Raw genomic sequence first — 11,354 nt, 5'->3', positions numbered from 1 at the left:
GGCACAAGTCTAGAAGCCAGACAGACAGCGGGAGATGAAAATTGATCTTCTGACCTGTGGTGCGGGCATGACCGGTGCTAGCCGGGACCGAGACGAGTCACATCCTTGGCCACGCTTGTACGAGCCATGCCCCGGGCAGAGAGCTCGCATGGGTGATCTGATCGATGAATGGGCGACGCAGGTCGCGGAGGCCGAACTCAGCAGCGCGCTTCCACGACGGTGGGCGCATACGCAGGGAGTGGCCGAGCGCGCTGCCGAAGTAAGTCAGGTTCTCGGCCGAGATTTCGGCCTGCTCATCGCCTCCGCCACCCTGCACGACGTCGGGTACGCGCCCCGGCTCGCGGCGACCGGCTTCCATCCGCTGGACGGAGCCCGGTTCCTTCGCGACGAGCACGGGGCTGACGAGCGGCTGGTGCGGTTGGTCGCGAACCACACGTTCGCGCTTCTGGAGGCCGAGGAGCGAGGGCTGAGGGAGGAGCTCGCGAGCGAGTTCCCCTTGCTGGAGGAGCCGCTGCTGGTGGATGCGCTCGTGTACTGCGACATGACGACCACTCCCGACGGCGGCCGTACCACCGCCGAGGAGCGTGTCGCGGAGATCCTGGGCCGCTACGGGGACGACAGCGTCGTCGGGCGGTTCATCCGTCGGGCGGCGCCGGAGATCTTCGGCGCCGTGGGGCGGGTGGAGGCGGCGCTGGCGGCTCAGCCCAGGTAGGGGTAGGTGCCGGCGAGGTAGTCGCCGATCTGCTGGCGCATGCTGGCGTGGATGTCGTACTGGTCGAGGTCGGCCGGCTGGACGAAGCGGACGCCGTCGGCCTCGTCGTTGATCGTGGGCTCGCCGCCGACGGGGCGGCCGATGTAGGTGTTCTCGTACTGCTGGCGGATCTCACCGTCGGTGTACGCCACGATGTGGCGGGGGTTCGTGTAAACGCCGAGGAATCCGGTGATCTCGGCGACGATCCCCGTCTCCTCCAGGCATTCGCGCACCGCGCACTCGGCCGCCGTCTCACCGATGTCCTGGGCCCCGCCCGGCAGTGCCCACTGACCGGTGTCACGGCGGCGCTGGAGCAGGATGGCGCCGCTGTCGTCGACGGCCAGCAGGTTGCTGGCCGGGATGAGGGTGTTGGCCTTGGGGGCGTTGGGGTCGTTGTAGTACTCAGTCCTGCCCATGTGCGGCGGTCCCCTCGTGATCGGGCGTCCAGGGCCGTGCGCCGGCCCAGACGGCGTCGAAGCTCTGAGCGTAGTTGTCGAACCAGCCGGTGGCATCCACTCGCCGCAGGTGGAACAGGGGGTTGGCGCTCGCCGGCTGGCCCCAGACGTGCGGGTTGACCAGCAGGTCGTCGTCGTACCGGAAGAGGGAGTTGTAGAGGGTGGTGTCGTGGAGCCGCACCTCGCATCCGTCTTCGGACAGCAGCGGGCGGTAGTAGGTGAGGGAGGCGCGGATCTTGGCGGCGAGGGTGTCGCCGATGCCCTCCTCGCGGCCTCGCATGGCGGCTGCGTTGCCGCTCGGGTCGCCAAAGCAGAGACGTACGCGCACCCCGGTGGCCGCGCGCTCGGCGAGCATCTTGGCGACGTGCGGGTTGGTCTGGGCGAAGAAGGTGCCGGAGAAGATCAGGACATCGATCTGCCGCTGGGCGCCCCGGAGGAGGGCGAGCCACGTGTCTCGGGGGACGCTGGCCCGGTTCTGGTAGGTGCCGATGATCTCGCCGCTGCCTAAGCCGGTGCCAGGCCGACCGCTGCGCGACAGCGGTGCGGGCCAGAGGAAGGTCTCCTCGACACGCAGATGCTGAGCAACGCTGAAGCGGTGCCGTGGATGGGGCACGCGTCCGCCAAGCCAGCGGCCGACGGTCTTGGGGTCCACTTCGCAGGCTTCGGCGAGCGATTCTGGAGATACACCGCGCTGGGCGAGCACGGAGTGAAGTCGCTCGTTCACGGACGCAATACAAGCCGAGTCGTGAGGGGAAGGGCAAGGACGTCGTGGGACGTTTCCACGGCGCCGGGCGACATCAAGCCAGTGCTTACGCTGGCGGTATGCAGCTCAGCATCCTGTGGGACATCGACCACACGCTCATCGACAACGCGGGGGTGAGCAAGGAGATTTACTCCGCCGCGTTCGCCGCGCTGGCCGGCTTCGCGCCGACCGAGCCCGCACGCACGGAGGGGCGTACGGACCGCCTGATCATGCGGGAGCTGTTCGTTCGGCACGACGTTCCCGAGCCGGAATGGGGCCGGATCCAGGACGCCCTGGCCCATGCCGGGCAGGAGCGGTTCGCGGAGCTACGGGTGCGCGGTACGGCCCTGCCGGGTGCATGCGACGCGCTCAAGTGCGTTGCGGAGACGGAGGGGTGGGTGTCCTCAGTACTCACGGGCAACATTGCGGCGAACGCCGAGGTCAAGCTCGCCGCCTTCGGCCTCAACTCTCTGCTCGACCTCTCCGTCGGCGCCTACGGAGCCGACGGATTCCAGCGTCCCGATCTCGTGGCGGTGGCGCGAGAGCGAATCCGGTGCGCCTATGGAGCGGAGGAGTGCGTCCCAGTCGTCCTCGTGGGGGACACGCCGCGGGACGTCGAAGCCGCACTCTCCACGGGCTCTCACGTCGTCGCCGTCGCCTCGGGCATTCACAGTCAGGAGGAGCTGGCCGCAACCGGCGCGGTAGTCGTATTGCCTGACCTTTCGGACACCGCAGGGCTGATGAGCCACTTTGCGGGCATCGCCAGGCGCTGAAAACGTCCCAGGACGTCCTCGGACCGTCCGCCTACGTGGTGACGCCGTCCACGCCTGGACGGACACGATCGGATCCTCCCCGCCAGTCAACTGACCTAGGAGGCCCGCGTGATCCGCGACGTCACCGGAATCCGCAGGATCCGGATGCTGTACTTGCAGCTGCTGTACCGCTGCAACTTCTCCTGCCTGCACTGCTTCCACGGCGAGCGTCTCAAGCAGGCCGACGCCTTCACCGCCGAGGAGGCTGTCGGACTCATCCGGCTCATGCGCGAGGAGTACGGCACCGAGGCGGTGACCCTGCTCGGCGGCGAGCCCTTCCTCTACAAGGAGCTCGCGCAGGTCGTCCGCTACACCCGCCAGGAGCTGGGGATGCAGGTGGAGATCTGCACCAACGGCTACCGGATCGAGCGTCGCCTCACCGAGATCGCTCCCTACGTGGACTTGCTGCGGGTCTCGTTGGAGGGCGTCGCCGGCACCAACGACGACATCCGCAGGCAGGGCAGCTACCACGCCGCGCTCAGCACGCTGAACCTCGCTCGGGAGCTCGGCGTCATGACGGCCGCGACGATGACCGTGACCTCCCGGAACATCGACGAGGTGCTGCCCCTGGCGCGGGTCATGCAGAGGTTCGGCGCCCGGCAGCTCAAGCTTCACTGCCTCCGCCCGGTCGGCAACGCCGCCCACCACCCCGAGCTCCTGGTCGGCAACCCGACCGCGTACACCCACCTCCGCGAGGACCTACGGACGGCCGGGCTCTCCATCGAGGTGATCCTCGACGAAGACCTCGCCGAGGGCGGGGCTCCAGAGATCTGCGCGCCGGCCGGCCGCCCTCGCGAGATCGAACGGATCGAGGCCGACCCTCGCGGCGCGCTCACCATGTCCTGCAAGGCCGTGGGCAAGGACTCGCACGCCTTCTGGTACGAGAAGACCGCCAACCACATCGTCCACCGGCCCTCCGCCACCGATGAGCTCACCCTCGCCGTCCCGGACGTGGTGTATGCCCGTGCCTGACCGGCCGTTCTTCGAAGCGCTCGAAGGCTTACGGGGAAGCGGGAAGTCCACCGTCGCGCCACTGCTCGCGGCGGCCAGGGGCGCCGTCCTGGTCCCCACCGTGCCGCTCTTCTACCAGCCGCTGCGGCGCCAGGTGGATCTGCGGGAGAGCGTCGAGGCCCGCCTGTGCTTTTACCTCTCGGCCCTGTTCACGGCCGCCGAGGAGATCCGAGAGCACCTCGCCGCCGGCACCCCGGTCGTCGTCGAGAGCTACTTCGCCCGGTGCCTCGCGAACCACCATGCCTTCGGGGCCCGTCTCGGCGTCACCCTCCCACCGGACCTGCCCCAGCCCACGACGTACCACCTGCTGTGCACGGAGGACGAACGGCAGCGGCGCCTCGCCCAACGGATCAAGCCCATCTCCCGGTGGGACGCGATGAGCGAGGAAGACGCAGACCGGATCTCGACCGCCTACGCCCAGTTCCCGATGCATCGGATCGACACCACCGGGCGTGCCCCGCAGCAGATCGTCCAGACGATCCTCACCACCCAGGAAGGACATCGCCGTGCAGACGCAGAGCCTGTGGGAGCACACCCTCACGTTCTTCCCCCAGTTCCTCGCCGCCCTGAAGGAACGCACGTCTCCTGACGCCACAGTCACGGTCGTCGGCGCGAGCGACGGCAAGTTCGTGCTGCCCCTCGCCGCCGCCGGTTACCGCGTCATCGCCATCGAGCGCGACCCCTTCGCTCTCCACGGAGGCGAGGTCAGCCTTCCGGGTGACAACCAAGCCCAGGCCCCCGGCCTCATCGACCGCCTCAAGGTCGAGGAACTCCACGACCGGGTCCAGGTCATCGGCGAGGACTTCCTCACGGCCGAGCTCCCCGCGGGCCACTGCGACGCAGTCTGGACGAGCTGTTCGTGGCACTACAGTGCCAACCACCACAGCCCGCTCGGCGACTTCGTCCGCCGCATGCAGGTCCTCGTTCGCGAAGGGGGCTTGTTCGGCGCGGAGTTCATGATGCCCATCGAAGAGCGCCACCAGTTCATCGAGCACTACACCTCGCCCGAGAGACTCGCCCGCCATTTCGCCCCCGGCTGGGACGTCCTGCTCACGGTGCGCACGAACGAGTTCGTCGAGCGCCCGCACCTCGGCCAGCCCCAGGACCATACGCACCGCATGGGTCTGCTCATCGCGGCCCACACCCCCAGGTAATCGCACCCAACGAGGAAGAGGACCATGAAGCACGAGTACGAGGCCAAGTTCCTCAACGTCGACGTCATCGCCCTGCAGGACAAGCTCACCGCACTGGGCGCCACGCGAGCGTTCCCCCGTACCCTCCTCACCCGCAAGATCTTCGAGAACGACGCCCTCGACGGCGGCGCGTGGCTCCGGCTGCGGGACGAGGGCACCCGCTCCACTCTCACCCTCAAGCAGGTCACCGACGCGACGACCATCGACGGCACCACTGAGATCGAGACCGAGGTTGCGGACCTCCACGCCATGGCCGACATCCTCCGCCGTCTCGGCCTCACCGAGGTCCGCTACCAGGAGAACTACCGCGAGGAGTGGCGCCTGGGCGAGGTCGCCTTCGACTTCGACACCTGGCCGGACCTCCCCACGTTCGTCGAGATCGAGGGCCCGGACGAGGCATCCGTCCGCCAGGCCGCCGACCTGCTCGACCTCGACTACACCGAAGCCCGCTTCGGCAGCGTCGACGAGATCTACAAGAGCGAGGCCGGCCGCGACATTCTCGCCGAGCCCACGCTCCTCTTCGCCGATTCCGACAAGCAGGAGGTTCCCTCCGCACCGGTCCGAGGCCGGTGACCTCAGGCGAGAAGCGATGCTCACAGAACTCGCCTTGCCGAACAGGGTGATCCCTGGAATCGCCGAATTCGCCCGCAGCGGACTGCCCGCGCCGGCAGCGACCGACGACGGCAACGGGTGGGTCAACGGCCTCTGCTGGCTCTACTGCGGACAGCGATGGACCCGCGTTCTCTGGATCGGCCCCGCGAGTGTCGCCGGTGCCCAAGCAGCGATGTACGCCTGCGGCCCCTGCATCCAGGAGCTTCAGGAGCGGGTCTGGCGATCGATCCTCCTCGATGACCAGTCGGCTCACGCTCCACACCCGAGCCAGACCGCAGGATCCGGTGCACCCGCTGAACGGCGTTCTGGTCGGCACCGAGGCCAAAGCAGGTTCCTACGCCGCTAAGCCCCCGCCCTGGTCACGGAAGTGCCTGGCCGTCCCCCACGGCATGAGCCCTGTGGCCAGGGCGGGTTTCACTCTGCCGAGACTTGGCGCCGATGATGCCAACGCCAGAACGGCGGTCCCTGGGCAGTTCTCAGTGACACGGTGTCCTGTTTCATCCCTCTCGGTACTGTCGTTTCGCCCATCGTGGCCGCCTCGGAGGAGTAGACGTGACTCAGCAGCACTCGGAGAATCAGCCGGGCGTAGCGGCAGCCGTAATCGTTCACGAGGGACGCGTCCTCCTGGTGCGCCGCCGGGTGAGCGAGGGGCAACTCTCCTGGCAGTTCCCGGCCGGCAAGGTCGAGCCCGGTGAAGGCCGTGAAGAGGCGGCAGTGCGCGAGACGCAAGAGGAGACCGGGCTGACCGTGGCCGCTGTGAAGCTGCTCGGCGAGCGGATCCACCCGCAGACGGGTCGACTCATGTCGTACACGGTCTGCGAGGTGGTGGGCGGCACCGCTCATGTCGCGGACACCGAGGAGGTAGCCGAGCTCGCCTGGGTCACCCATGGCGAGATCCCGCAGTACGTGCCGTACGGAGTGTTCGAGCCGGTGCAGGACTACCTCGACACGGCCCTGCCTGCCTGAAGGGTCTCGGGGCCAGGGATCACGCGCACAGGAGAGTGGCGTCCTCCTGTTGGGCGGCTGATCAACGGCGAGACGCCTCAGCCGGGATCTTCTCCAACATGGTCCAGCTCCACGAGCGCCCGTTGACCATCAGAGTGGTGTCGTCTGCGATGCGCCATCCGCTCATCCATCGGCCACCGCCGTGATTGCGCGCCCGGCACGAACAGGTGCATACATGGCCGAGGGCACTCATACAGCGAGGGTTGCACTTCTCGGAGCGGTTGAACTCCCTGCCCAGCAGGATGCGGCCGTGCCGCTGGACAAGGGTGCCGGCGAGTTCGATGAAGTGGTCCGTGGCCACAGCCCAGGAGTCGTTGTCCCGTTCCCACTCCGGCCTGGCTCGCCCGTGTACGTAGTCGTGCACGAACTGCTCGTGCTTCTGCCAGCCGTGCTTGGGGATCCAGTAGCCGGTGCGTCCCTTGGCGGGGAGGGTGACAATGGGGGCGTCGATGTCACCCCACAGCGGAATCCACGACGGTCTCGGCACGGGCACTTCCCGGATCGTGCTGCGAGGGCGTCGCGGCGCGGAAGGCGAGCTGTCGGAGGGGCCGACCCTGTAGAGGGGCGTCTGGGGCGCCCCAGGCTGATAGCGCTGCTTCGCCGATTCCGGGCACTGCCCTACTCGCCGGTCGGCGCGAGGATGGGCGAGGACCTTCCCGGTACGCCGATCTATCCGTATGGCGCCGCCGCAGAGCCGACACCGGCCCTTCTCAGTAGGGGAAGTGGGCAAAGCGTTCCCTTCGCGCTGAGAAGCCTGAACGCCCGGATGGGTTCAGACCCTTCGGACACAGCAAGCCCAGCGTAGGCGTGAAGTCCTTTGATGGGCATCGAGTTGGAGATGTCGGACTGCACACCTGACCTTCGCGTTCGAGCCGCATCGGCGTGCATCAGGGGATCTCCATTGACCGTGGCCTACAGCACAGACGGCGACGCTTCTCCCTCTATCGGTGGTGGTGGGGCCAGTAGGCGCCTGGGACGCCGGCCTCCTTGAGGAGCTGGCGTCCGCGACCACAGCGCCGACTGATCACTCGGTCCAGGAAAGTCAGCGACTGCGGGGCCAACCCGTTTCGGTGTTGGCCCCGTAGGGGTGCTCGAAGTGTCAGCTGCAGGCGTTCAGATTGGTGATGAGAGCGCGCGCCGCTGAGCTGAGGCCGGCGGTGACCTCTTGGACGTAGGCGGTGTTCGGGCGGGCGGAGAGGTCCTGGACGACGCCCCAGTTCTCCGCGATCCGTTCCAGGGCCTGCCGTGCGTGGTGGATGGCGTCCTGCCTGTGGGCCAGGAATTCTTTGGCGCGCTGGTGGGCCTGGTGCCAGGTGATGGCTTCCTGCTCGGCGAGCTGGGCCAGGGGTGGGGTCGTGTGGCCGTCTGCGAGATGGAGCTCGTCGGCGTCGGCAATCTGCTTCCGGATGCGGTTGTCCTCCTCTCGTTCCTCCAGCGTGGCGATGGCTTCATCGAGGGTGAGGTGGCCTTCAGTGACAAGCTGGGAGAGGTCGGGGGCCTGCTCGCTGAGGCGGTCGCGCTTCTCCTGGAATGCTGCGGCCTTCGCCTTGTGCTCACGGGCGATGTCGTAGGCGGCGTCGAGCGGGAAGGCGCCGACGCGGACCTGTTCGGCGAGGTCTGGGGAATACGCGAGGACGACGTTGGCGGCGGAGAGGCGGGTGCGGCTGAGGCTGTGGGTCTTGGCCAGGTCGCGCAGGGAGTGTCCCGAAACGGAACAGGCCATGGCGGTGATCATGGCCTGCTGACCCTTGCTGAGGTGCCGGCGGTAGACGTTGCTGGAGAGGATGAACGCTCGGGGGTTGTCGCCGGTGTAGGTGGTGAAGCGCGGCTCGACGCCGGCGATCTCGCAGGCGGCGAGACGGTTACGACCGTCGAGGAGGACACCGTCGGAGTCGAGGACGATGGCCTTGCGAAGGCCCTCGTTCTTGATCGACTCGGCGAGGTCGAGCAGTTCGTCCTCGCTGAGCATCGGGAAGATGTCGGCGGCGGGGTGGATCTTCAGGGCGGGCTCCTTGCTGTCGGCTGCTGTGGGGTCGGCACTCTGCGGGTGCGCTTCGGTGGTGTAGGTGGATGGCTGTCGGGTGGCTGTCATGGGGGCGCTCTCTGTGGCTGTCAGCGGCGTCGGTGGCGCTGATCGGCGGGAGTCGCGGGTGCTGGGGTGGGCTGGGGGCTTCGGGCCTGGTGTCCGCTGGGCGCGGGCGCCATGGTCGAGCGGCGGCGGGCGGCTTCGGCGCGGGGGTTGGGGGCGGGGTTTCGGCTGGTGTGCTGGATGCGGGTGATCAGGACGCGGGCGGGTTGACGGGCGGTGGTGAGTTCGCGCTGGGCGGCGGCCTCCTTGAGGAGTTGGTGGGGTTTGTGGCCGCCGGCTTCGGCGTCGGCGAGGACGGTGGCGAGGGACGGCCAGGCGGGGTCGGTGAGGATGCGATCGGCGTGGTCAGGGACGGCGGCCCGGACGTCGTGGGCCAGGGTCCGGCGGGCCTGATCACTCGGCCGACGGGTGGCGAGGCTGCCGACGACGGGCGCGAGGACGCGGTCGGCGGCGTTCTGGAGGTGGTGGAGGGTCTGGCGGGCGGCTTCGGTCTGGTGGGCGTGGCTCTTCGCTTCGTGCCAGCGGGCGGCGACGATCGTGGCCCAGACAAGGGCAGCGAGCAGGGTCGCCAGGGCGCTGCCGTCGGGGCCGGTGGCGGTGTGGGCGAGGTCCCGGGCCGCCTTGCGCAGGGTCGTGGCAGCCTGGTTCTCCGCGCGGACCTGGGAGCGCTGAGCGCGGGCGAATGCCCGTGACGCGGCTCGGAGTTCGGCATGGAGGTGGTTGGGGGCCTTCTGGGCGGTGGCTTCGATGAGGTCGCCGAGCGCGATGATGTGGGCCTGGGCGTGGGTGTCGTCGTCCATGCTGGTGCGAAGGGTGTCGAGGGCGTCGACGGCCTGGTGCCAGGGGGCGACAGGCTGGTCGCGGCGGGCGGTGGGGTGTTCCTCCGGCGCGGTGGTCTCCAGGCGGGCCTTGAGCTTGGGGAGGGTGAGGTCGGGGGCGATCTTTCCTCCAGGGTGGAAGATCTGTTCGCCGTCCTTGTTGAGGTCGCCGGGGCGGCCGACGGCGTAGCCGAGGAGGTCGCCGGAAGGTCCGCGGCGGGGTTTGACCGCGATGCCCATGGCTTCGAGGTAGGCGAGGAGTTCCTCCGTGTTGCCGGCGTGGGGGATGGCGGCGCGGATACGGTCCTGGAGCCAGTCGCGGCTGGTCTGCTCCCAGCCGAGGCGTTCGGCTTTGTGCATCTCGGCCTGGGTGGGCCGGCGTCCGGCGGTGCGGTCGCCCTTCTTCAGCTGGCGCAGGCCGTAGTCGGTCTCGATCTGGCGGCAGGCGTCGCCGACGCGGATGCCGCTGTCGTGGAGCCTGGGGCGGCGGCCGTCTTCGCGGACTGTGGTGGCGAGGATGTGGATGTGGTCGTCCGCGTGGCGTACGGCGATCCACCGGCAGCCAAGATCGTCCCCGGCCGGGGCGATGCCGGCGGCTTCGACGATCCGCTGGGCGATGTCGGCCCACTCCGTGTCGGAGAGGCGGCGGTCTTCGGGGGCGGTGCGGACGGGGCAGTGCCAGACGTGGTCGGTGACCTTCTTGCCGAACTCGCTGTTCCGAAGACGGACGGGCTCGTCGAGGTGGCGGGCGAGCTGGGTGAGGGTGGCCTCGGGGTCGCGGCCGGGGTCGGGCATGCCGAGCATGGCGAAGCCGGCGACGATGTGCGGGTCGGCGTGCTCGTCGTGGCGGCCGGGGCCGTAGAGGTAAGCGAGCAGGCCACGGGTGTTGGACCCGGCCGGTTTGATGGCGGCGATCACGCAGCCAGGTCCTTCCTGGATTCGGCGGGTTCGCGCAGGGCCTCGGCGATCAGCTCCAGCAGGCGGTGGAGCTCGTCGAGACGGTGGCGGACGTCGGGTGGGGTGAGGTCGCTGTTCAGCGCGCGGGCGATCTGGTTGACGTTGACGCCGATCCGGTTGAGCTCGCGCAGCACCTGGGCGCGGAACATGTGGATACGGCGGCGGTCCTCGGACAGCGGCAAGTTCGCGGTGAACCGGCCGGATACGAACGCGAGGACGATGTCGGCGGCGAAGCCGGATTCCCCCTTGTAGCCGTGCTCGGCGGCAGCCTCCTGGAGGCCGGCGTGCTCGTCGCCGGTGAACCGCAGCGGGCCGACGCGGACGGTCCGCTTGGTGCCGGTGAAACGGCGGATCGCCGGCTGCACGCTCTGCACCGCTCGCTCGCCGGCTGTCGGTTCGGTGGCGGGTGCGGGGCGGAGGATCTGCTGCTGGACGGCGTGGAGCTCGTCCGGGTCGGGGCCGCCCTCGGTCCCGACCTCCCGGCCCGGCGCCCCCTGGCGCTGGGCCGTCTCCGCCACCCCTGGGGCGGAGCTCCCCGAAGACCGGCCTTGAGTCGGACTCGGGGTACTACTGGCTCCGCCAGGGGCTGTCCGTCCGAACGCCTGCCGCAAACGGTCCATGAACGTAAACGACTTCGGCTGGAGGGACGCCGTGTCGGTACTGATAGTGGCGTCGTCGTGGGAGTCACGGAGCACAGGCGTTCTCCAATACGCGGGACGGGAGGCGGGTGCAGGGGCACGGGGAGGGCATGTGTGCGTATCCACAGGAGCGGCCCCCAGGGTGTGGACAAGGCCGCGGTCGGGGGGGGGGGGGGGGGTTGTGGGGGGGGAGGAAGGAAGAGCGGGGGGGGGGGAGGGTGGGGGGGTGTGGGTGGGTGTGGGGAGGTCGAGAGGGGGTTGTATGAGGGGT

Annotated in this window: 13 protein-coding genes; 7 read left to right on the top strand and 6 right to left on the bottom strand. The window is 69.0% G+C overall.

The genetic code is table 11. From position 1 onward, the window contains the following. Positions 1-148 precede the first annotated feature (148 nt). Positions 149-712, top strand: coding sequence for an HD domain-containing protein (locus ACFVZW_RS14710; protein WP_384520859.1), 564 nt, complete (start codon positions 149-151; stop codon positions 710-712). Here the strand turns inward: ACFVZW_RS14710 and ACFVZW_RS14705 are convergent. Both ACFVZW_RS14705 and ACFVZW_RS14700 read right to left on the bottom strand, forming a co-directional pair. After that, positions 700-1,167, bottom strand: coding sequence for an NUDIX hydrolase (locus ACFVZW_RS14705; protein ID WP_384520858.1), 468 nt, complete (start codon positions 1,165-1,167; stop codon positions 700-702). The two genes, ACFVZW_RS14710 and ACFVZW_RS14705, sit on opposite strands and share 13 nt — an antisense overlap. Then, on the bottom strand, positions 1,154-1,930 hold the full coding sequence (locus ACFVZW_RS14700) for an XRE family transcriptional regulator (RefSeq protein WP_384520856.1): 777 nt from the start codon (positions 1,928-1,930) through the stop codon (positions 1,154-1,156). Before ACFVZW_RS14700 ends, ACFVZW_RS14705 begins: the two co-directional genes overlap by 14 nt. A 98-nt stretch (positions 1,931-2,028) precedes the next feature. Between ACFVZW_RS14700 and ACFVZW_RS14695 the strand changes: the two genes are divergently transcribed. From ACFVZW_RS14695 to ACFVZW_RS14670, 6 genes are all read left to right on the top strand, one after another. Beyond that, positions 2,029-2,721 (top strand): HAD family hydrolase, encoded by a 693-nt coding sequence (locus ACFVZW_RS14695; RefSeq protein WP_384520854.1) that lies wholly within the window; start codon positions 2,029-2,031, stop codon positions 2,719-2,721. Positions 2,722-2,829: 108 nt separating this feature from the next. After that, positions 2,830-3,732 (top strand): radical SAM protein, encoded by a 903-nt coding sequence (locus ACFVZW_RS14690; protein ID WP_384520852.1) that lies wholly within the window; start codon positions 2,830-2,832, stop codon positions 3,730-3,732. Continuing rightward, positions 3,725-4,360: a hypothetical protein gene (locus ACFVZW_RS14685; RefSeq protein WP_384520850.1), complete on the top strand. Its 636-nt coding sequence runs from the start codon at positions 3,725-3,727 to the stop codon at positions 4,358-4,360. The genes ACFVZW_RS14690 and ACFVZW_RS14685 overlap by 8 nt, the downstream gene beginning before the upstream one ends. Further along, the gene (locus ACFVZW_RS14680; RefSeq protein ID WP_384520848.1) at positions 4,278-4,925 is read left to right on the top strand and encodes an SAM-dependent methyltransferase; all 648 of its coding nucleotides are present in this window, start codon (positions 4,278-4,280) and stop codon (positions 4,923-4,925) included. Before ACFVZW_RS14685 ends, ACFVZW_RS14680 begins: the two co-directional genes overlap by 83 nt. A 24-nt stretch (positions 4,926-4,949) precedes the next feature. Further along, a complete protein-coding gene (locus ACFVZW_RS14675) occupies positions 4,950-5,537 on the top strand; it encodes a class IV adenylate cyclase (protein WP_384520846.1) in 588 nt (195 codons plus the stop codon). 591 nt (positions 5,538-6,128) lie between these two features. Next, positions 6,129-6,542: an NUDIX hydrolase gene (locus ACFVZW_RS14670; protein WP_384520844.1), complete on the top strand. Its 414-nt coding sequence runs from the start codon at positions 6,129-6,131 to the stop codon at positions 6,540-6,542. A 61-nt stretch (positions 6,543-6,603) separates the two neighbouring features. Here the strand turns inward: ACFVZW_RS14670 and ACFVZW_RS14665 are convergent, their stop codons facing one another. From ACFVZW_RS14665 to ACFVZW_RS14650, 4 genes are all read right to left on the bottom strand, one after another. Beyond that, positions 6,604-7,074 (bottom strand): hypothetical protein, encoded by a 471-nt coding sequence (locus tag ACFVZW_RS14665; protein WP_384520842.1) that lies wholly within the window; start codon positions 7,072-7,074, stop codon positions 6,604-6,606. Between the two features lie 606 nt (positions 7,075-7,680). Continuing rightward, the gene (locus tag ACFVZW_RS14660) at positions 7,681-8,673 is read right to left on the bottom strand and encodes a plasmid replication/partition related protein (protein WP_384520840.1); all 993 of its coding nucleotides are present in this window, start codon (positions 8,671-8,673) and stop codon (positions 7,681-7,683) included. A gap of 20 nt (positions 8,674-8,693) precedes the next feature. Continuing rightward, positions 8,694-10,406, bottom strand: a complete 1,713-nt coding sequence (locus tag ACFVZW_RS14655) for a relaxase/mobilization nuclease domain-containing protein (RefSeq protein WP_384520839.1) — start codon at positions 10,404-10,406, stop codon at positions 8,694-8,696. Next, entirely contained in the window at positions 10,403-10,963 is a 561-nt protein-coding gene (locus tag ACFVZW_RS14650) for a MobC family plasmid mobilization relaxosome protein (protein ID WP_384520837.1), read from the bottom strand. The genes ACFVZW_RS14655 and ACFVZW_RS14650 overlap by 4 nt, the downstream gene beginning before the upstream one ends. Positions 10,964-11,354 lie beyond the last annotated feature (391 nt).

Source organism: Streptomyces sp. NPDC059567 (assembly GCF_042735655.1).
GTDB lineage: Bacteria > Actinomycetota > Actinomycetes > Streptomycetales > Streptomycetaceae > Streptomyces.
This window is presented reverse-complemented; position numbering and strand designations above follow the sequence as displayed.

What these genes read in the sequence shown, in the direction of transcription:
- ACFVZW_RS14660 (WP_384520840.1), bottom strand. Translation starts at nt 8,673, where the DNA reads ATGACAGCCACCCGACAGCCATCCACCTACACCACCGAAGCGCACCCG.
- ACFVZW_RS14675 (WP_384520846.1), top strand. Translation starts at nt 4,950, where the DNA reads ATGAAGCACGAGTACGAGGCCAAGTTCCTCAACGTCGACGTCATCGCC.
- ACFVZW_RS14705 (WP_384520858.1), bottom strand. Translation starts at nt 1,167, where the DNA reads ATGGGCAGGACTGAGTACTACAACGACCCCAACGCCCCCAAGGCCAAC.
- ACFVZW_RS14710 (WP_384520859.1), top strand. Translation starts at nt 149, where the DNA reads ATGGGTGATCTGATCGATGAATGGGCGACGCAGGTCGCGGAGGCCGAA.
- ACFVZW_RS14695 (WP_384520854.1), top strand. Translation starts at nt 2,029, where the DNA reads ATGCAGCTCAGCATCCTGTGGGACATCGACCACACGCTCATCGACAAC.